Origin of the sequence: Nostoc sp. (genome assembly GCF_036916575.1) — a bacterium.
Taxonomy (GTDB): domain Bacteria; phylum Cyanobacteriota; class Cyanobacteriia; order Cyanobacteriales; family Nostocaceae; genus Nostoc.
Window position 1 is genome coordinate 54,260 of record NZ_JBALGC010000153.1, and the last position, 22,037, is coordinate 76,296.

Here is a 22,037-nt window from a genome sequence, read left to right on the forward strand (position 1 = left end):
CCTTTGCGCCCTTTGCGGTTCGTATATCAAAAAACCCCAGTTTATTCAGTTATTCACGAGGATTTATGACCCAAACAGCCCAGCTTAGTCCATCATCTGTCTTTGTCGTTAGCGGCGGTGCAAAAGGGATTACGGCTGAGTGTACTATCAAATTAGCACAGCAGCAACCCTGCAAATTTATCCTTCTCGGTCGCTCCGAACTTTTAGAAACCGAGCCAGATTTTGCTCAAGATTGTGATGAATCAGCATTGAAAAAACGCATTATGGAAAATCTTCTTTCCCAAGGAGAGAAGCCCACACCCATGAGCGTGCAAAAGATATATAACCAAATTACCTCCAGCCGCGAAATTAAAAACACCCTCGCAGCAATTCAAAAAACAGGAGCCAAAGCAGAATATATTAGCGTCGATGTCACAGATACACAGGCTTTACAGGAAAAACTTGCCACTTCTGTACAACGTATGGGCCCAATTACAGGCATCATACATGGAGCTGGAAATTTAGCCGATAAATTAATTGAAAAGAAAACAGAACAGGATTTTGAAAAAGTTTATACCGCCAAAGTGCAAGGATTAGAAAATCTACTTACTTGCATTAATCCCAATCAACTTCAGCATTTAGTTTTGTTTTCTTCTGTAACAGGATTTCACGGAAATACCGGACAATCTGATTATGCGATCGCTAATGAAATTCTCAACAAATCAGCGCATATCTTCAAGCAACACTATCCTTCATGTCATGTAGTCGCTATCAACTGGGGTGCTTGGGATAGTGGGATGGTGACACCGGAATTAAAAAAAGTTTTTCAAGAGCGTGGAATTGAAGTAATTCCGATTGCGGCTGGGGCACAAATGCTCGTTAAAGAAATGGGTAACGCCAATCATGCAACTGCACAAGTTGTGATTGGTAGCACACTTGTTCCACTTGCTACAGAACTAGATTCTCAACTGCGAACCCATCAGATTCGTCGCCAAATCACACTAGCAGCTAATCCCTTTTTGCTAGATCATACTATCGCTGGTTCTCCAGTTTTACCAGCAACTTGTGCAATGACATGGATGATTAATGCCTGTGAACAACTTTATCCCGGTTACAGATTGTTCTATCACAAAGATTTTAAAATTTTGAAGGGGATTACTTTCAATGAATCCTTAGCAAAGGAACATGTTTTAGAAATAGAAGAATTTTCCAAGGTGAGCTTTGAAAACATCGAAGTTAAAGCAAAAATTTGGAGTAAAAATCTAGAAGGAAAAATTCATTATCATTTTAGTGCTCAACTCAATCTCCAGCGAAAAATTCCGATTGCACCTACTTATGAATCAATTAATTTTGAACAGGATAACATCATCACCGCTACAGGAAAAGCTTTTTACCAAAATGGAGGAACTACATTATTTCATGGCCCTGCTTTTCAGGAAGTCAAGAAAGTCTTAAATATCAGCCCTGAAAAAATCACTACAGAATGTCTTTGGGAAGAAATCAGCTCCCAGCAACAAGGACAATTTCCAGTGCAATGGGTGAATCCTTATACGATTGATTTGAGTATGCACGGGTTATGGATTTGGACACAGCACTTTCATCAAGAAGCTTGTTTACCTGGTAAGGTGGAAACCTATGAACAGTTTGCACCTACACCACATAACAAACCTTTTTACGTTTCTTGTGAAGTGAAAGCGAAAACAGCAACTAGTGCGATCGCTGACTTTATCATACATGACCGTCAAGGACAAATATATTCACGTATGCTCGGCGCCCATGCAATTATTTGGTCAATGAAATCACTCAGAAACTAGTAATTTTTAACTTCTTCTCTGTGCACCTCTTTTGCCTCGTGCGTCAGCTATTTCTTTAGCAACCGTGTCTTGAAAGTTTGGGGAACAGCGTAAATCCTGCCTTTTAAATATCTCTTGCCTAATACCCAACCTTAAGGATATAACTAATGGAAAAAATAGCTATCATCGGATTATCATGTCTATTCCCCGATGCTAAAAACCCCGAAGAATTCTGGCAAAATATTGTTACTCAAAAAGATTCGATATCCTCTGCAACACTCGAAGAAATCGGAGTAGATCCGACAATCTTTCACAATCCAGTTAAAGGTACACCAGACAAAACCTATTCACTCAAAGGCGGATACATCCGTAACTTTCAGTTTGACCCTACTGAATACAATCTGCCATCAGAATTTGTTGCTAGTTTAGATAACACCTTCAAATGGTCATTGTATGCTGCTAAACAAGCAATTGTGCAGAGTGGTTATTGGGGTAATCAAACTGTTCTCTCAAAATGTGGCATCATTTTAGGTAATTTGTCATTACCGACAAAACTATCTAATCAATTATTCTCTCCCATTTACCAGAAAGTTCTTACCCCTGCTGTCAAAGAACTTTTGCAGTATGAAGACTTTGATTTAGCTACTCTACCAACTGCTAATAAAGCGTCTTTGTATAATGCGATGATATCAGGCTTGCCAGCATCTATCATTACTCAAGCCCTATCTTTATCTGAGATTAATTTCTGTTTAGATGCTGCTTGTTCGTCATCATTTTATGCTATGAAACTAGCATCTCATTACTTATGGTCTGGAAAAGCCGACGCCATGTTAGCTGGAGCCATTAGTAGTGCAGATTCACTATTTGTGCGGATGTTATTTTCTGGTGTTCAAGGTTATCCAGAAAACGATATCAGTCGTCCTTTAGATAAATCCTCTAGAGGGTTAATTCCCGCCGATGGTGTTGGGATGGTGATGCTGAAGAGATGTTCTGATGCCATCAGAGATGGCGATAATATTCTCGCTACCATCTGCGGTAATGGACTTTCAAATGATGGCAAAGGTAAGCATTTACTTAGTCCAAATCCTAAAGGACAAATCTTAGCTTTTGAACGAGCTTATAAAGAGGCAAAAATTAGTCCAAAAACCATCGATTATTTAGAGTGTCATGCTACTGGCACATTATTAGGAGATACAACTGAAGTCAACTCTGTAGAAACCTTCTTTGGTGAAAATAAAGCTGCGCCTTTGGTAGGTTCTGCTAAGGCAAATACTGGTCATTTGCTAACTGCTGCTGGCATGGTTGGCTTGACTAAAGTGATTTTGAGTATGTCTCATGGCGTAATTCCACCAACCATTAATGTTACTGAACCTTTATCCTCGGAAAATAATATAATTTCCGCCGAGAAAATTGTTACAACAGCTACAGCATGGACGAATAATAACGCATCAATTAAACGGGCAGCTATTAGCGCTTTTGGTTTTGGTGGCACCAATTCTCATCTGATTTTAGAACAAGGAAATACAACACAATCTGTTGAATCAACTGCACCTGTTCCATCTTACAAGGTCGCCATTGTCGGCATGGATGCCTTTTTCGGTAACTGCAATGGCTTAGATGCTTTTGAACGCAGTATTTATGATGGCACCCAACATTTTATTTCTCTACCGCCTCAAAGATGGCAAGGTATAGAAAATCAAGAAAATATCTTGAAAGAGTACGGTTTAACAGATGGTAAAGCACCAGTTGGGGCATACATCAAAGATTTTGAAATCGATACTTTATCGTACAAAATCCCACCTAATGAAATCGAAAAATTAAACCCACAACAATTATTACTCCTGAAAGTTGCCGATCGCGCCGTGAAAGATGCGAAATTACAGGAGGGTGGCAATGTGGCTGTGATTATTGCCGCTGAGACAGAATTCTCTGTGCATCAGCTACAGCAAAGATGGAATCTATCTTGGCAGGTTAAGGACGGCTTACTCAACCAAGAAATTTCTTTGCCTACTGAACAGCTGGCGCAACTGGAAAACATTGTCAAAGATAGCATTCACCACCCAGTAGAAATCGGCGAATATGTCAGTCACATCGCTAACATCATGGCGAGTCGAATTTCTGCTTTATGGAATTTCACCGGGCCTGCATTCACAATGACGGCTGGCGAAAATTCTGCCCTCAAGGCGTTGGAAGTGGCACAAATGCTACTCGCTACTGGGGAAGTTGATGCGGTGGTTGTTGGTGCAGTTGATTTGGCAGGTGGTGTGGAAAATGTCTTGTTCCGCAACCAATTTGCACCAATTAATACGGGTGTTAATACGTTGAGTTTTGACCAACAAGCCAATGGCTGGACGGTTGGCGAAGGTGCAGGTGCAATTGTCCTGAAGCGCTACGAAACCGCTAAACAAGATAATGAACGCATCTATGCAGTCATTGATGCAGTGAGTTTTGCTCAAGGTAATTCTACTTTGAATAACGGATTGGTAAAGCCTGATGCTTCAGCTATCAGCAATGTCTGCAAACAAGCTTTCCTGATGGCAGATATTCAACCCACAGATGTTAATTATGTGGAAGTTTTTGGTAGTGGCGTTTCCCAAGAGGATGAAGCCGAAATCACAGGTTTGCTGCAAGCTTATCCGAAGGTGGGCAATGGTCTGCACTGTGCATTGGGCAGCATCAAAGCTAATATCGGTCATACTTATACAGCATCGGGAATCGCTAGCTTAATTAAAACCGCTCTCTGTCTTTATTATAGGTATATTCCTGCCACACCCAAATGGTCTGGTGTCAAAACACCGCAAGTATGGGAAGGTAGTCCCTTCTATGTGGCAATGGAATCAAGACCTTGGTTTATCAATCAAGGCGCTATACGCAGAATAGCAGCAATTAACAGCATGGGTATAGATGGGAGTTACGCCCATTTAATCTTATCGGAGGAACCCAGCCAAGAGGAGCGTGATAACAGATATTTGCAGCAAATGCCTTTTTCTCTGTTTCCTATAGCAGTTAGCGATCGCTCTAACATACCAGATTTACTTAACAATCTTCAACAAACCATCGAAACTAGTTCCTCTTTATCGGCTACCGCCAGCCAAACATTTGCCAATTTTGAAGGACATTCTGAGGCAAAATACGTTTTATCAATTACAGGACGTAACAAAAAAGAACTACTCAAAGAAATTGAATCTGCTCGCAAAGGTGTAAACAAAGCCTTTGAGAACGGCACAGATTGGCAAACACCAATAGGAAGTTATTTCACAGCTAAACCATTGGGTAAAACCGGAGCGACCGCTTACGTTTATCCGGCAGCTGTCAATTCTTATGTAGGTATCGGTCAAAATCTCTTCCGCTTATTCCCGAAAGTCTACGATGACACGATATTCAATAGTCTTGCTAACCGTGCCATCGAAATTCATCAACGACTTTATCCTCGAAGCTTGCAGAAATTTTCCACCAGACAATTAGAAACTCTTGAAAAAGAATTTCTAGATGATTCCCTAGCGATGTTTGAAACAGAAATCGCCTATTCTCGACTGATTACTACAATTATTCGAGATGATTTCCAAGTTAAACCACAATGTGTCTTTGGCTATAGTTTGGGCGAAACTAGCATGATGTCTGCCCAAGGAGTTTGGAGTAATTTTTCTGGTGGAAGTAACACTTTAAACTCATCCCCTCTGTTTGGCGATAAATTATCTGGCCCTAAAAATGCTGTGCGTGAATATTGGGGATTAACAGATTCAGCAAATTCACAAAACAACAATTTTTGGAATACCTATGTTCTCATGGCTACTCCATCCCAAGTTAGAGAATGTCTGAAACAGGAAAATCACGTTTATCTAACTCAAATTAATACACCAGAAGAAGTGTTAATTGCTGGTGAGAATGCAGCCTGTAAGCGAGTCATTCAAACTTTAGGTTGCAACGCTTTCCCGGCTCCCTTTGACCACGTGATCCATTGTGAGGCGATGCGATCGCAGTACGAGGAAATCAAGAAGGTAAACACTTTACCATCCCAAAATCTGCCCGGTATTGTTTTTTATTCTGCCGCAGATTATCAACCGATCGCACTTGAAAGTGAAGCGATCGCTCACAACATTGCTAAAGGATTATGCCAAGAACTTGATTTTCCACGATTAGTTAATCGTGTCTACGGTGATGGTGTCAAAATATTTATAGAAGCAGGCGCTGGTAGTGTCTGTTCACGATGGATTGATAAAATTCTTAGCAACAAAGAACACCTCACAGTTTCTCTGAATCGTAGAGGTATGGATGACCATGCTTCTATGGTTAAAGCATTAGCAAAACTACTTAGTCATCAGGTGAACGTGGATTTATCACCACTGTACAGCAAAGCCCAAAAAACCACTAATCAAAATCAAGCAACACTGAGAACAGTTACCTTGGGTGGAAAATCAATTGCGGCTACTATTTTGAGCGACGAAAATCGCAAACTTGTTGAAAATTTAGCTGAGGATCTTAGAAGTGAACACTTCAAAAAACAGCATCAAAACATACTTAATTTCCCACAACCTGAAATCACAGATTCTCTTAATATTTCTAACCAGATAACCCAAGAACAAAGTTATTCCCCTAACATCTTGCCATCCTTTACTCAACTAGAAGAAGTCAAACCGAAAAATATCATTGATAACGGTTTTGAAACAAGAGAACAATTACAATCTTCTGAGTCAAGCGTAATTGGGCAGCAAAATTCTCTTTCCTCCCCACCTTTGAACACTCGAAAAATTAGTAGCATCATCAGCATGTTTGATTTAAATAAGACTCAGTATCAAAATCTCAATGCTAATAATTCAAAGATAACTAAAGCGCACACTGCTTTTTTACAAGCTAGACAAGATTATAGTCAGCAAATGAGCGAAATCATTCAATTGCAATTAACTTGCGCCCAAAATTTGCTTAACGATGAATCTTGAAAAGAATTTACATCTGACTTTTCATGTCATTTGGAAAAACCAACAAAAAACCTAACCCTCTAGACCCCTTCCCACAAATAGGGAAAATTCAAAGCCTCTCTCCTTCAAGGGGAGAGGAATAGAAGTGAGGTTTTCTAGATGCTGTGAAAAATAAGAAGTCTACATACTTCAATCATCAATGACCTTTGGGAAGGGAAAGGTAAACCGATAAAAGGTAAATATTTCTTCCCCACTCCCTTTATTTAGTAATCATAATCCGAGGGATAACTGCTGTGAAAACCGTAGATACGGTAATGAGTAAACACGATAATGGTCTTAATTTCTCTGCCTGGTCGCATAGTCAAAACCAGGTTTGGAAAGGTTCATTAGAATCTATATCTTTTGAGCAGAGAGGCATCAAAGATAAATTTTTGCTGTTAGATAAACCCTGCTACATCGTGAAAGTTGCCGGGAAAATTGGTGTCACAAATGAGGGGTATTTATCCCCTACCGATAATGGTACAACAACACAAATCGAATTGTTGACATTTGCAGCACCAATCCACATTCAACAGTTTGGAGATCAGAATTTTCTCTCCTTTCATGGAGTTAAATATGCCTATGCTACTGGTGCAATGGCTGGCGGAATTGCTTCCGAAGAAATGGTAATTGCACTGGGAAAAGCACAAATTTTGAGTTCCTTTGGTGCAGGTGGTTTAATTCCAGAACGTTTGGAAGTAGCCATTAACCGCATTCAACAAGCTTTACCTCAAGGGCCTTATGCTTTTAATTTAATTCACAGTCCTAATGAACCTACGATTGAACGTCGGGCTGTGGATTTATACCTCAAATATCAAGTGAGAACAGTAGAAGCATCTGCATTTCTCGACTTGACTCCCAACATTGTTTATTACCGTGTATCTGGACTGGGGTTGAATAACGCCAATCAAATTGAAATCAAAAATAAAGTCATTGCCAAAATTTCTCGCCGAGAAGTAGCCACTAAATTTCTGCAACCAGCACCAGCGAGAATTCTTAAGGAACTTCTTGAACAAGGATTAATTACTGAGTTACAAGCAACTCTTGCAGCCAAAGTTCCGATGGCTGATGATATTACCGTTGAAGCTGATTCTGGTGGTCATACAGATAACCGTCCCTTGGTTTGTTTGTTGCCTTCTATTATTGCCTTGCGGGATGAAATTCAAGCACAATATCATTACCAAATACCTATTAGAATCGGAGTAGCAGGCGGAATTGGTACACCACAATCAGCATTAGCAGCCTTTATGATGGGTGCTGCTTATATAATGACCGGCTCAATTAATCAGTCATGCGTTGAATCTGGAGCTTGTGAACATACCAAAAAATTATTAGCTCAAGCAGAAATGGCTGATATGATGATGGCTCCAGCAGCAGATATGTTTGAAATGGGAGTCAAACTGCAAGTCCTCAAACGGGGTACAATGTTCCCCATGCGAGCGCAGAAATTATTTGAACTATATCGCGCTTATGATTCAATTGAAGAGATTCCTTTGGCAGAAAGAGAGAAATTAGAAAAACAAGTTTTTCGCAAGAGTATTGCTGAGGTATGGGAAGGAACTGCGGCTTATTTGTCCCAAAAGAATCCAGAGAAGTTGGGTAAAGCGGTCAATAATCCTAAACTGAAAATGGCATTGATTTTCCGCTGGTATTTAGGATTATCTTCTCGTTGGTCTAATTCTGGTGAAAAAGGTAGAGAAGTTGATTATCAAATTTGGTGTGGCCCGGCAATGGGTAGCTTCAATGACTGGGCACGGGGTTCCTACTTGTCTGAGCCGAATAATCGTCAGGTAGTTGATGTTGCCTACCAAATTATGACTGGTGCAGCCTTTTTATATCGTATTCAAGGCTTAAAAATTCAAGGACTGCAACTTTCTGATTATTACAGTCAGTATCACCCTGTTCGTTCTACATTGTTGGAGATTTAAAAATGACTATAAAACAGTCTTTCACCGCAGGTGATATTCAAGTATTTTTGGTGTCTAACTTAGCTGATTTGCTAGGAGTAGCAACTGATGAAATAGATGTCAAAGAGCATTTAGAAAACTATGGTTTAGATTCAGCCCAAGCAATGATTCTAGTAAGCAAATTAGAAAAATTGCTAGGATTTCAACCATCTCCGTTGCTCTTGTGGCATTACCCAAATATTAAAGCTCTTTCACAGCGGTTAGCTGAAGAAGTGCAAGAAGATTCACAGGTTCAAGACACAAAAGTTGTGCGTCAGACATCTTCTAATGCCGACGCTGCCTCCTCTGTTTTAGATTTAAGTGCCGAGGCTGTTCTTGACCCCACCATTCATCCCGGTGCTGCATTTAATTTGCCTGTAGGTGAACCCAAAAATATCTTTTTAACTGGAGGAACAGGCTTTTTAGGAGCTTTTGTCATTCGGGAATTGCTCCAGGAAACTAATGCGGATATTTATTGTTTAGTGCGTGCTGCTAATACCGAAGAAGCCAAAAGCAAACTACAAAATAATCTGCAACAGTATGCAATTTGGGAAGAACAATTTAACTCCAGAATTATTCCTGTTGTCGGTGATTTATCTCAGCCATTATTAGGTATTAGCTCTGAACAGTTTCAAATTTTAGCTGCCAATATTGATACTATATATCATAGTGGTGCTTTGTTGAATTATGTTTTTCCCTACTCTGCACTGAAGGCAGCTAATGTTTTAGGAACTCAAGAAGTTTTGAGATTAGCATGTCAAATTAAAGTCAAGCCTGTACATTACGTTTCTAGTGTTGCAGTTTTTGAATCGACTGCTTATGCTGGTAAGGTTGTCAAAGAACAGGATGAATTCAATCATTGGGAAGGTATTTATCTTGGTTACTCCCAAACTAAATGGGTAGCTGAAAAGTTAGTTAAAATTGCTCGTGACCGAGGACTTCCTGTAACTATCTACAGACCGCCACTGATTTCAGGTGATAGCAAAACAGGCATTTGTAATACACATGACTTTATCAATTTGATGACCAAGGGCTGTCTACAAATGGGAAGTTTTCCTGATGTAGATTATATGTTAGATATGTCTCCTGTGGACTATGTAAGTAAAGCCATTGTTTATCTATCACGGCAAAAAGAATCCATAGGCAAAGCTTTCAATTTACAACATCCTCAACCTGCCGCTTTGAAAATGCTAGTTGAGTGGATACGCTCATTTGGTTATTCAGTTAAGATGATTCCTTATGAAGAATGGCAAGCAGAGTTAATCAATAATGTGTCTTCTGTGGACAATCCTTTATACACTCTGCGACCCTTTTTACTGGAACGCTGGTCTGATGAACAATTGACTATTCCTGATTTGTACCTACAAGCTAAAAGACCCCATATTAGCTGCCAAGATACTCTGATTGCATTAGCAGGCAGTTCTATTGTTTGTCCTCCCATTGACTCTCAATTGTTTATGACTTATACCGCTTACTTGATTCAAAGTGGTTTTTTAAATATCGCTTAGAAATTCCTAAATTGCGTAGGATGTGTTAGGAAGGTAACGCAGCATCCTGGATATTTTCGATGCCCTGCGTCAGCCGTAACACAACGCCAGTTGCTACAACTCTCTTGACCAGAGAAATGCACTGGCTCCCCTACAAAACAGAAGTTTTGTGTTTTGTTTAGTCCATGTTCTTTATGACTCAGTACTACTAAACAACCAATATTTAAGATGCCAGCCAACAACTCATACATCAACAGCGGCAATATAATTGCCCTGTTTTTTTATGCTCAATAATGTAAATTTTTAGGATTCACCTCTTGACAGAAGCAATCGAAGCTACAATGGTTAGTGTCAGACATAAAAGTTTGATTTTACCCGCTTGCTTTTGTGAGTAATCAAAAGCGATGTCTGGCGACAAGCTGCTACGCGTCTACCCTAGCACTCTGAAATAACTGAACTTCTTTAATGCCCAACTTCTTCCATACAGAAGTCCTAAATTTGCGTTTGGACTGCTACATTTATTCAACGCATTACACAAGCATTTGAAAGGGTAATAACTTAAGACATTTCTTGTCGGTTCAGATATTACGCGTACTTAATTGTAGAACGAAAACCACTGTAAATGCAATGCAGCTTCATCAAGTTGAATTCACCAACCTTTTTACATGAACACAACACACCAAGGACAGAGCAAACAAACTGCCCTTATTACTGGGGCAGCAGGTGGAATTGGCTATCAATTAGCATGTATTTTTGCTGCTCATGATTATAATCTTGTCTTAGTAGACAGAAACGGGGTAAAGCTTGTAGAAATTGCAATTAAATTTCAAGAAGAATTTGGAAATCTTGTTACAACTATTGTTAAGGATCTATCTATATCAACAGCTCCTGAAGAAATTTTCACGGAGTTGCAACTCGCCAATATTAAGGTTGATGTACTGGTAAATAATGCTGGATTTGGTATCTATGGATTATTTCACGAAACAGACTTAGCGACTGAACTGGAAATGCTACAGGTAAATTTGGTGTGTCTCACCCATTTAACTAAGCTATTTGTGAAGGGCATGGTAGAGCAAGGTAAAGGAAAAATATTAAACGTCGCCTCAGCCGCTGCTTTTCAACCAGGGCCTTTGATGGCGGTTTATTTTGCTACTAAAGCCTATATCTTATCTTTTTCAGAAGCGATCGCTAATGAACTAGAAGGTACAGGTGTTACTGTGACAGTTCTTTGCCCAGGCTCAACCGAATCTGCTTTTCATGAAAGAACGGGAATGGCAGGCTCAAAGTTGCTCAAGGGCAAGAAGATGATGGATGCAAAAACAGTAGCCGAAGTTGGTTATCATGCCTTAATGAAGGGCAAAACCATTGTGATTCCCGGTTTTGTCAATAAACTACTTGCAAAAAGCGTCAGATTTGTACCCAGAAAGCTGGTGACAAAAATTGTGAGAAATATGCAAGAAGATAAGTAAGCAGGGGAAGATGAGAAGGACAAGGGGACAAGCAGAATAACCCACGCCCAATGCCCAATGACTAATGACTAGTATTAATACTGCCAACACTTCAAATGCCAGCCAAAATTCTCTACAGCAACAGCAGCAACATAATTGTTAGCAGGTACTAGTTCAAAAAGACTCCAGTCTTCAGTTATCTGTAACTTGGCTGGTTCTGTGGGAGTTAGCGATACTTCAACTTGCTCTAACTGAGCTAGTCCATCTCCAGTTGCTTTTAAATAAGCTTCCTTACAAGTCCAGTAACGGAAAAATACTTTTTGCTGTTGGTTGAGAGATAGCGATCGCAACATTTCATATTCTCTCGGTAAAAAGAACCGTTTGGCAAGAGCTTCCACAGACATCGGGCGAATATATTCTAGGTCTATACCAATTTGGCGGGTGCAATTCACCGCACACAAACCCAACCCTTGGGAATGAGACAAGTTAAACGCAAGTCCACTATCGGCAAATGTATCTGCTAATACTGGTTTGCCACGGTGTTGATAATTAAACTGCACTTGTGACGACTCGATACCCAAATAGCAACCTAATATAGTTCGGAGAATACCACGACCAGCAATGAACCGCTGCCGATGTTCCTGAAAATAGAACCGTTCAGCACGAGCCATTTCGTCACTGGAAAGAGTCGCTGCTAAATTTTGCAGCTGTGATTCTGGTTGGTCAAGGTCTATGCGCCAGACATGAATCTCATCGGGTAACAAAGTTAAATCTGTCGGTGCAGGTAACCAGAGATTCATGATAATTCGTAATTCGTAATTGTTATTGTACAGATGAATCTGCTCTTAACCTTATACCAATTTTGGATTTTATATTTTTGATTTTGGATTAAAAACGGACAACAAAGGTGTGATGCTTAGGTTGGGCTACGCTACGTTAAAAATTATATTTAAGTACAAAGTGACTGGTTTAAGTAAAAAAAGGAAAGTATTGCTACTATCCTAATTTAATATGAGTGAAAATTTATTTTCTTAATTTTCTCTTTTCTACATCCCGTAAAAAGTCAGAACCTTTACTACCAAGTCAGAGTTTTATTTCGCTTTATAAGCAAATCTCTTGGGAATCAGGCTAACAATTCCTTGAGGGAAGCTACCATTAACTGACGGGATTGGGAGGGGTGAGGTATCCTCCTCGCTTAAAGTGCCATCTGTTGGGTTCACCTTGAAAATATTTATCCCATTACCTTTAAGTTTATCAGGCGAATTGCGGCGAGTCACCACTTGTAGAAACGATTCATTTGAGTTCAGAGTTAGCTGAGTTGCAGAACCATTTCCTTTGAGTACAACCTTTTGAATCTCTTTTGGTGTCGTTGCGTCTCTAAGGTCGTATACACTAACACTGTTGTCAGCTGTGTTTGCTGTGTACAGACGAGTTCCTTCTCGGTTGGTAACCAGCCAGCAAGGTGCTTTTCCCGAAGTGGGTACAGCCTTGACAAAGGTCAGTTCCCCTGTAAACGAATTGTAGTTGTAGACTCCTACTTTATTAATTGTCACAAAGCCAACGTACAAGATTGGCAGTTTGGGATGGACTTGGAGTCCTAGTAGAAGAGCCGGTGGACTTGAGGGAGGAAATTCTGATGCTGGAAGTGATTGTGGTGAATTTGGACTTTCCTTTAGACGACCACTTGGGAGAATTTTAAAAGACCGAAGTGACCCACCTATAAATTCCGCACCAAATAGTATTCGTTTGTCTTGAGAGATGAGTGCTTGGGTGGGATTTGAGCCGTTTGGAACCGAGACAGTAGACTTTGGAATTGGAACGAGTTGGCCTGTATAAGTAACGCGAAAGCCAGTATAGTTTGGCTGAGAAGCTTTTGCATCTTGGGTTGGATTATTTCGATCTAAGTTCCTATTGATGACATAGAGTACATCATTGGCCAGACCTAGACTTTCCGGGTTTATCCCACCACTTGGGAATGGAGAACCGTACACAGGAGAAAGAGTACCATCTTTTTTGATGTCAAAGACAGCGATCGTGTTCGAGCCAGAGTTGACAGCAAAAAGCCGGGTATGCTCAGGGTTGACAATCACATTTTGATCGTTATCAGCGATTAGCAAAGCACCACCTAATGTTGTAAACGTAGGGTCAGCAATACCTGCACCTCCTGTAGGAAAAGGTGAATTGGGGAGTGGTGTTAACTTCCCATTAGCATCCTGCTCAAAGGCAAGAATAGTGTTACCATTTCGAGTTGGAATGTTGCTTTCTGTGTAGACAATATTCCTGAAATAAGGCCGTTGTGCTTCAGCTTGAAATAGGAATCCGCTCATCAATAGGGTGGCGGTAAACCCAACGAGCAGAAAGCAAATGATGCTTAAGTATCGATTTCTTGGAAAGGGAATCATGATTTTTCCTGAATAGATAATTCGGAATTGCAACACGATTAAGGATGAATAGGCATTTCTGCCCTGGTCTTTCTAAACCCACGGTAAAGACTCAAAAATTTATTGGAATATTTTCGTGGCAGCTTAAAGCTGCCCTCCTGATCTTCCTTCTAAATAGACTATTTTCAGTGATGTCAGTATTAGTTACTAAAAGCTAGAGGTAGGCAACTCAGTACCATTGCAAGAGTTGAAATGTATGACATTTCAAACATAATGCTCAAGTGTTATTTACTCACGCTAGTCTGAGTTTTAACTGAGAAAGTTATGAGAAAAAGCTGTGAAAATGTTGAGTTTGAGTGCTAACGGGGTAACAAGGATGGCTACAAAAGAGACAGAATAGGGGTAAAGACAAGATACGCTTTTTTCAAATAGGATTACCGGATCTTAAAATTACGAATTACGCTTTTCCTCCAACCACTGTAAAATCCGATTCCATGCCCACCAAGGGTCAGGATCTTGTAATTGGCGCTGGCACTGTTTACTACTCAAATAGCTAACATGACCGCCGTACTGAGTGAGTAACAAATCTATTGCCGGATTGCGATCGCAGGCAGCTTGTAATTCCGGTATGATAGCTGGGTCAAAAAGTGGGTCATCAGCAGCATATAAAATCAAAGTCGGTTTCGAGATTTGCGGCAATATATGTAAAGGACTACTAGCTTGGTAATATGCTTCCACAGAAGGAAAACCTAGTCGGTTAATTACTAGTTCATTATCAAAACCCCAGATACTGTTCGCCCGTTCAATCGCTGCTGGATCAATGCTTCCAGGATGGGCATCATGGATTTGCCATGCCAGTTTTTTTAAATTCTGTGCAATCCCTGCTTCCAAATATCTGCCGAAGGGCGTTGTAACTAGATAAGATAGCGATCGCTCAGAATCCAAACTGGGACAAATCACCATACTACCGCCAATATCGCTATCTTTTAGTCTTAAATCTCCATGCTCCCTAATCACCTCAAGAGCGACCTTCACCGCCCATAGCGCTAATTGCCCTCCTAAAGAATACCCTGTAAACCAAAATTTTCCCGGACATCCCATTTTTTTAGCAGCGGCGGCAATGCGAACAAAATCTTCACCCTCGTACAGTCCATCGGAAGTCAGAGTCGGGGACAATATGGCCGTTTTACCGTGGGCACGCCAATCAAATAACACCACAGCGTATCCTTGAGCATAGGCTTTACGTCCTAGCACTCTCAAAAACCATTCTGTCTCTAACTCTCCAGTAATGCCATAAGTACCGATAATCGTGCTATGAGCATTTTCAGGAATAGCAACCAAGCCAAAAATTGGCACACCTTGGCCACCAATAAAGATTTTTTCGTGATAATACGGTTCTTGTAATTGAATAGTACTTTCCCAGTGACGTCTTCCCCACAAAGCGGTGTATACAGTCATCTTTACACCGTTTTGTAAAAACCAAGACGGATTGTAGGGGGCAGTATAACACATCATAGACTATAAGATTTCGTGTAGTTGAGTCTTGATTTCACAGTCATTTAATCTTAATATTTATGTAAGATTTAAAACCTTTTTCATAATCGATTCAAAAATCTTTGTATCTATCAAAGGTTGTTATTTATCCTTAATAAGTAGTAATAATTTTTTAAGAATGCCGAGGATTCTTGTCATAGACGATGACCCAGCGATTTCAGAACTAGTTGCCGTCAACTTGGAAATGGCTGGCTACGATGTTAGTCAAGCCGAAGACGGCATCAAAGGTCAAGCGCTGGCTCTCCAGCTACAACCAGACTTGATCATGCTCGATTTGATGTTGCCCAGGGTAGATGGGTTTACTGTTTGCCAACGCCTGCGTCGCGATGATCGCACCTCTGAGATTCCTGTATTAATGTTAACGGCTTTAAGCCAAACTCAGGACAAGGTGGAGGGCTTCAATGCTGGCGCAGATGACTACCTCACCAAGCCTTTTGAAGTAGAAGAAATGCTGGCGCGGGTGCGGGCACTTTTGCGGCGTACTGACCGGATTCCCCAAGCAGCAAAGCATAGTGAGATTTTGAACTATGGCTCACTCACTCTCGTTCCCGAAAGATTTGAGGCAATATGGTTCAATGAAACGGTGAAATTGACTCACTTGGAATTTGAGCTACTTCACTGCTTGCTGCAACGCCACGGTCAAACGGTTTCTCCCAGCGAAATCCTCAGAGAAGTTTGGGGCTACGATCCTGATGACGACATTGAAACGATTCGAGTCCATATTCGCCACTTGAGAACCAAGCTAGAACCAGATCCCCGCCACCCCCGCTATATCAAGACAGTGTATGGTGCTGGATACTGTCTTGAGTTACCCAGTATACCTCCATCAAATGAAGGAGCTTCGGTAACAGTCGTTGAATGAAATCACGCTAAATTCCCTTAACTAAGCTATCACTTAGGCAAGAACTCTTAGAAACTCTTATTCCTTACCGTTTAGTTAAGGTTATTTGTGAGATTTTCCGGTGTGTAGAGACATTGCAATGCAACCTCTCTACAACTGTTATCGACAGGGAAATCATTTTATCCCAAAGGTATTAGTCTAAAATCATGTCAACAGCTTAGACTTAATCACAATAAGCGATGAGAGAATAAGACTTTGGGATAGCAATATAGTAAGCGATGTCTACGACGGGCTACGCCTACGCAGGCGGGTAGGCGATCGCACGCTTCATATTGGGTGCCTTTAGTCGGCTTTAATGGTGAGTTATCAAGGTTGCTGTCTGAAGGTCTAAAAGATTGACTATAGCTGGTGTAGAGAGAAAAGGTTTACTTGATTCTTCCCGCATTTATGCAACGCCGAATCCTTTAATAGCAAGGGTTTAGCCGTTTTATAATTTAGGCTATTTTTTGAGCAAAATCCTTGCCCTCTGCGCCTGGGGCGGTTTAAAAGTAATTTATTTAACCGCCCCAGGCGCAGAGAACACAGAGTCAAGAGATTAAAGAGGAATTTCTTAACCAAAGTTTTTATCCACCTTGAAAGGGTTAGTTCTAAAATCTAATCGCTTTTGGTCAGGGTAACTCGATAAAGCCAGCCCGCACTCAGCCACGGTTAAACAATTTTGGATTTTCGATTTTATCCCACTTTTGTCACTCTCCGAAAACAAAAATCAAAAGGAATGTTTAAAACTATGACTGGGACTGGGTTTGTGACTTTATTTCCTAATATGATAAACGTTATCATTGCTTTAGACTGAAACCCTTGTGCAGCAAGTATTTCAGATTTTTATCTATGGAAAGTGACAGAAGAGGGATAGATTGATCCGATGCCTGTCTCTTGGGCGTTCCACTCTTTAAGCAGTTGCTCTGAATAAATAATTTTAGATTTTGGATAATAAAATTGTTCTCGCACAGGACTTACGCAAAAAGGTAGTGAAAGCCTTGATTTAGCGTAGGGGCAATTCATGTAGACGCTGCATCGGTTTCCCGTAGGGTATTGCCCCTACATTTCGTACTTGATGCGTAAGTCCTATCGCATTTAAATTCGCTTGCTCTCAGACCTTTTTAAATTTTGAATCTTTCAATTCCATTATCCAAAATTTAAAATCTAAAATTGGGTTACAGAAGCCAATTACCCGATTTCACGCAATTCGAGTTACCTGCTGATTCACACGGGGACGACCAAAGCGCTCCCAAGCACTCCCTCCTCGCAGAAACAACTCTAAAAAGCGCAATGGTTCTCCGGAATCGCCTTTTGACCAACCGGAACTACCAGGAGCAAAGGCTAAAGTTCCTTCAGACACCTTGAAGCTGCCATCAGAATAGACTGCATCACTGACCACATCTCCAATTCGGATCACGATCTTGGTTTGAGGCTCCAAATTAAGTGTATGCGCCCCAATAGTTGTTTTGATGTTGCCGTAGCCATCAATCCAGGCAATTCGATCTGGTGGAGCATCTGGAATTTGCTCACTCTTAAGGCTATCTCCCAGAAGGCTGAAATCTCCACCCATGATGGCAGCCGCAGCCGGAGGAAACACATCCCGTGAGCGAAACTGTGAGCCGCCACGAGAAACGTTGACCACTCGCAACTCCTTTGTATGGTCTTTGATAAAGGAGAGGGTGTAGCCCGCATTCACACCCACTACTTTTACACCATTGGATAAAAGGGCATAAGTTAGTCCTTCACCTTCATTATCCCGCCGGGCTTCGGGATCATCTTGACGAGGTGCACAGTTATGATAAATTAGGCGATCGCTCTTTCCTGGATTGAGTCCCAGTTGGGCAATCCAGAATCCCGTTGCCAATGTACTGAATGCTGGAACCGAAAGCAAATGAATTTGGGCATCGGGAAAAGCCATCAGCAGACGTTGTGTGACTTCAATAAATGCCGGATCTCCTGTACCGTAGTCTGCAATGACGCAGATAAACATTTTGCTTCTCCTTCCTTAACTAGTAATTTGCAATCAATGGTTAGGCAATGGATGGCTCTCAAACGCCTCAGTCAACCTGCCTGATCAGCAGTCTAGATGTGATCTCAACTATATGCAAGATTTCTAGATAACATTGAGCGTAATTTTCCAGTAAAAAGATGCTAGAACCATGCAACTTGGGTTAATTACATCAGTCATCATGTGATTACAGGGTGAAATGAACAAACAACTGCTCATTTCACCCCTATTAGTAACGTTAAAGTCTTAGTCAACGTCATGAAAACAATAACCTCACTTTTTAGCGAAGAACGCAACCAACTTCAGACAGATATTGATAATACAACCAACATTGAGCAGACAGTTAAGCTGGTTCACAACCGACTTGATCATCTCGAAAGAATTTATATTGAAAAGCTTAATCTAGCTCAAGTTCGTCTGGCTTCCTTTTTCCTGGATACGCTACGCCAGTCGATCGCCACTCTCGCGGCGGCTAACTATTCTCAACTTGCTCCAATAGAGCAAAAGCAAATTACTAACCCAGGAACAAAGTTTTTTGCCAACAGATTAATCCTGAAACTGCTACAGGGACTAATTTTTATCGGCATCTTAGGTTCGTTGTTTTCTTTAACTAAAACTACCCCAGGTGCATGGATGGCTATCTTACTAACCTCTCTACTTCTAGGACTAGAAGTTGTGCTTCAACTCGACTTAAACAATCAGCAAAATTCTATGTCTCAAGAGCTATTGGAATTACCTCAACCTATTCTCCGGGTTGATAGCAAAGTATTTCTAGATCACCTTGGCGATGCTCTCAACACGATCGACCTAGCAGTGGCTAGAGTAGAAGAATCGAATAAACATGAAGGCGATTTAGCAATAGAAGAACTGCCAGAGCTATTGAACTTTCTGCAAAGGCTAATGGGCGCATCAAAACTCGATAAACCCCAAATGGCTCATGAACTGGCAAAACTTCTGCCACAGATTTTAATGTCTCAGGGAATTAACGCTCAAATTTACCGACAAAATGACCCGCATAGCGATCGCGAGTATTTTGACTTCGAGCCAAGTATCGACCCCGATACCAAAGATCACGTAACTCTAACTCCGGCTTTGTTGAAAGGCGATCGCCTCCTGAGGCGCGGTCGGGTAATTGAGCCAGCGTATTCTTCTAGAGAATAATAGACAATAAGAGTATGGAAATTTTAGAAACAATCGGTTTTGATTTGGGACACGGTGAAACGGCTGTAGCTAAAGCTATAGTGGAAAGCATCGAACCCCCCCAGATGCTGGAGATTAATAACAAGAAGAACCAAATTACAGCTCTTGGTTGGCATCCCAAACTCGGTTATCTTGTCGGCGAACAAGCTTTAATTCAAGCTGGCGTTACCCAACTGACAATCTCTTTCAAGCAAAAACCCAACAACGATCCCAAATATCGGGAAACAATTAGCACTTTTGTGGCAACCTACTACCGCCTTTTGAAAGAAAGCAAACAAGTTGAAGGTGGTAAAGGTAGCTATTTTTACATTGGTTGCCCTTCCGGATGGTCAGTTAGCGATCGCTCAGAATACCAAAAGCTACTTCAAGAAGCTGGCATTCCCCAACTAAATGTTGTACCCGAATCGCGGGCCGCTTTCATGCAAGCCAAGGAAGCCGGGAAGCTGGAGTATGACAAACTTGTTGCATCGGTGCTAATTGTCGATATTGGTTCTTCAACCACAGATTTTACCCTAGTTAAGAGCTTAGAAGAGATCCCGATAGATTTCGGGAGTAATACTTTAGGTGCATCTTTAATTGACAAAGCTATTTTTGCCCGGACTCTCGCCAACCACGAGCAAAAAGCATTACTCGAAAAAGTATTTAAGGAATATCCGCATCACCAAGCTCGTTGTGAACTTGCTTGCCGCAAAGCTAAAGAAGATTACTTTTCTAATGAACAGCTATACAGCGAGCCTGAATCCTTTGCGCGTGGCTTCGAGTCGATCAACGAACAGATTTATTTTATTCCCCAAGTTAATAAATTGATAATGGAGGAAATCTTAAACCAACCCTTACCGCAACTGGAGCCTCATAGTTGGATGCGATTGTTTCGCGACTCTTTAACCGAGGCCAAACAAAAGCTGGACGAACTTGGAATTGTGCCGAAACTTGTGCTGATGACTGGCGGTGCATCTCGCATGAAGTTTACGCACTTTCTTTGTCAGGAAATGTTTCCCGAACCAGAAACGCTGCTTCGCCCTGATCCGGAGCCGGAACGGTGTATTGCAATGGGTTTAGCACGAGTAGGACGATGGGATCTGCGTGCTGCTGCTTTTAAAGAAGAAGTCAACAAGCTATTTACCTCGAATCAGCTTAAAGGTTTGATTGAGAGGCATATCCCGGAGTTAATCGAATCACTAACTAAGCCTTTGACAAATAGCTTGATTGTCAACGCAGTTAAACCAGGTTTAAAAGATTGGCAAAAAAATAAAATACGAACTTTAGCAGATTTGGAAACATCTTTGATTAGCCGAGCAGAACAGTCGCTCAAAAGCGATTTTGCTGGGCAGATAATTAATAATCAATGCGCTTCTTGGTTTAACAATAAAATACAACCTGATTTAGCTGCACAAACCGATCCAATATGTCGAAAGTTTCAAATACCTAGAAGCAGCTTAAGGTTCGAGGATAGTATTGACCCAAATTTTGTTAACCCAGAGCTACGAATTGGAGATGCTATCATTGCTGAGACAGTGGCGTTTATCGTCAATGTAGTAATTGGTGGAGGCGCTGTGGCTAGCATCATCACTCTAATACTAACTGGACATTTAACTTGGCCTATTGCATTAGTATATGGGGCTTCGCTTATGGCGGCAGGAATGGAGCTAAATCGCCAGAGTGTCCAAGAAGTAATCAAGACAAATGTGGATGTACCTAGTTGGGTTCGTTCTAGTTTTTTGAGCGACAGAAAAATCGAGGATATATGTGAGCAAATAAAGCCTGAGTTAGAGAAAGTTCTTCAAGAACAACTGATAGCGGATCAAGAGGCTTTTGACAAACTGATTGGCAAAGTTGAGCAAGGGCTTCAAAAAACCCTTTCTACCAAGGTTCAATCTTGTATAATTCTGATCCAATAGTGGTAATGTTTGCTAAAAAATATAGAAGACAACGTGATTCTGACCCGTGCGATCGCCAGCCACAGCTATCTTTACTCGCGGTTAGTCATTAATGAGCGTGTGATTCGACTAAAGCCAAAATTTGTTTGCCCACCTTGTTTGAGTGGCATTGCTCGAATTTGCCGTAAGTCTTAGCTAAGGTTTTAAATGTTTAATATAATAAATCTATAAAGTATGAATTTGTTACAAAATTTAATTAATTTATATAACTTCTAGCGAGTAGAATAGTAATTATATATAAAAATAAAATTTTATAAATATTAATAAAAATTTAAAATCTAAGATTAAAACCAGGTTTTCGCCTCATGGTCAAACGATCGCTCCAGGGATCATTCAGCGGAATTCAAAAAGCCAGAAAAGCATTCGCTTATAAGGGGTGGACACAAGACAATTTGGCTTTTGAAGTCAACTTAAAGACTCGCCAACCAATTTGGCGATTTTTTAGTGGGCGTCCGGTTGAGCGTCATAC

General features: G+C 40.9%; 13 protein-coding genes. 9 read left to right on the forward strand and 4 right to left on the reverse strand.

All coding sequences use genetic code 11. The annotated features are described in order from the left end of the window. Positions 1-65 precede the first annotated feature (65 nt). The 5 genes from V7L29_RS34580 (at position 66) to V7L29_RS34600 (ending at position 11,629) form a co-directional block, all read left to right on the forward strand. Positions 66-1,793, forward strand: a complete 1,728-nt coding sequence (locus tag V7L29_RS34580) for an SDR family NAD(P)-dependent oxidoreductase (protein ID WP_334738316.1) — start codon at positions 66-68, stop codon at positions 1,791-1,793. A gap of 146 nt (positions 1,794-1,939) precedes the next feature. Then, positions 1,940-6,709 carry a PfaB family protein gene (locus V7L29_RS34585; protein ID WP_334738317.1) on the forward strand — a complete coding sequence of 1,590 codons (4,770 nt, stop codon included), beginning with the start codon at positions 1,940-1,942 and terminating at the stop codon, positions 6,707-6,709. Between the two features lie 272 nt (positions 6,710-6,981). Further along, positions 6,982-8,655 carry a PfaD family polyunsaturated fatty acid/polyketide biosynthesis protein gene (locus tag V7L29_RS34590; RefSeq protein WP_334738318.1) on the forward strand — a complete coding sequence of 558 codons (1,674 nt, stop codon included), beginning with the start codon at positions 6,982-6,984 and terminating at the stop codon, positions 8,653-8,655. Between the two features lie 2 nt (positions 8,656-8,657). Then, positions 8,658-10,181 (forward strand): thioester reductase domain-containing protein, encoded by a 1,524-nt coding sequence (locus V7L29_RS34595; protein WP_334738319.1) that lies wholly within the window; start codon positions 8,658-8,660, stop codon positions 10,179-10,181. A gap of 644 nt (positions 10,182-10,825) precedes the next feature. Beyond that, positions 10,826-11,629 carry an SDR family NAD(P)-dependent oxidoreductase gene (locus V7L29_RS34600; protein WP_334738320.1) on the forward strand — a complete coding sequence of 268 codons (804 nt, stop codon included), beginning with the start codon at positions 10,826-10,828 and terminating at the stop codon, positions 11,627-11,629. Between the two features lie 74 nt (positions 11,630-11,703). Here the strand turns inward: V7L29_RS34600 and hetI are convergent, their stop codons facing one another. The 3 genes from hetI to V7L29_RS34615 form a co-directional block, all read right to left on the reverse strand. Then, on the reverse strand, positions 11,704-12,408 hold the full coding sequence (gene hetI / locus V7L29_RS34605) for a 4'-phosphopantetheinyl transferase HetI (protein ID WP_334738321.1): 705 nt from the start codon (positions 12,406-12,408) through the stop codon (positions 11,704-11,706). Between the two features lie 291 nt (positions 12,409-12,699). Beyond that, positions 12,700-14,010: a lactonase family protein gene (locus tag V7L29_RS34610; protein WP_334738322.1), complete on the reverse strand. Its 1,311-nt coding sequence runs from the start codon at positions 14,008-14,010 to the stop codon at positions 12,700-12,702. Positions 14,011-14,439: 429 nt separating this feature from the next. Further along, the gene (locus V7L29_RS34615; RefSeq protein ID WP_334738323.1) at positions 14,440-15,504 is read right to left on the reverse strand and encodes a YheT family hydrolase; all 1,065 of its coding nucleotides are present in this window, start codon (positions 15,502-15,504) and stop codon (positions 14,440-14,442) included. A 157-nt stretch (positions 15,505-15,661) separates the two neighbouring features. Between V7L29_RS34615 and V7L29_RS34620 the strand changes: the two genes are divergently transcribed. Next, positions 15,662-16,405: a response regulator transcription factor gene (locus tag V7L29_RS34620; protein WP_334688618.1), complete on the forward strand. Its 744-nt coding sequence runs from the start codon at positions 15,662-15,664 to the stop codon at positions 16,403-16,405. Positions 16,406-17,621: 1,216 nt separating this feature from the next. Here the strand turns inward: V7L29_RS34620 and V7L29_RS34625 are convergent. Further along, on the reverse strand, positions 17,622-18,413 hold the full coding sequence (locus V7L29_RS34625) for an SAM hydrolase/SAM-dependent halogenase family protein (RefSeq protein ID WP_334738324.1): 792 nt from the start codon (positions 18,411-18,413) through the stop codon (positions 17,622-17,624). Positions 18,414-18,689: 276 nt separating this feature from the next. Here V7L29_RS34625 and V7L29_RS34630 point away from each other — a divergent pair, with 276 nt between their 5' ends. Genes V7L29_RS34630 through V7L29_RS34640 form a run of 3 tightly spaced genes read left to right on the forward strand, consistent with a single transcriptional unit; the run spans position 18,690 to position 21,703 of the window. After that, a complete protein-coding gene (locus V7L29_RS34630) occupies positions 18,690-19,592 on the forward strand; it encodes a hypothetical protein (protein WP_334738325.1) in 903 nt (300 codons plus the stop codon). A gap of 14 nt (positions 19,593-19,606) precedes the next feature. Continuing rightward, the gene (locus tag V7L29_RS34635) at positions 19,607-21,529 is read left to right on the forward strand and encodes an Hsp70 family protein (protein ID WP_334738326.1); all 1,923 of its coding nucleotides are present in this window, start codon (positions 19,607-19,609) and stop codon (positions 21,527-21,529) included. A 9-nt stretch (positions 21,530-21,538) separates the two neighbouring features. Beyond that, on the forward strand, positions 21,539-21,703 hold the full coding sequence (locus V7L29_RS34640; RefSeq protein WP_334738327.1) for a hypothetical protein: 165 nt from the start codon (positions 21,539-21,541) through the stop codon (positions 21,701-21,703). Positions 21,704-22,037: the final 334 nt, after the last annotated feature.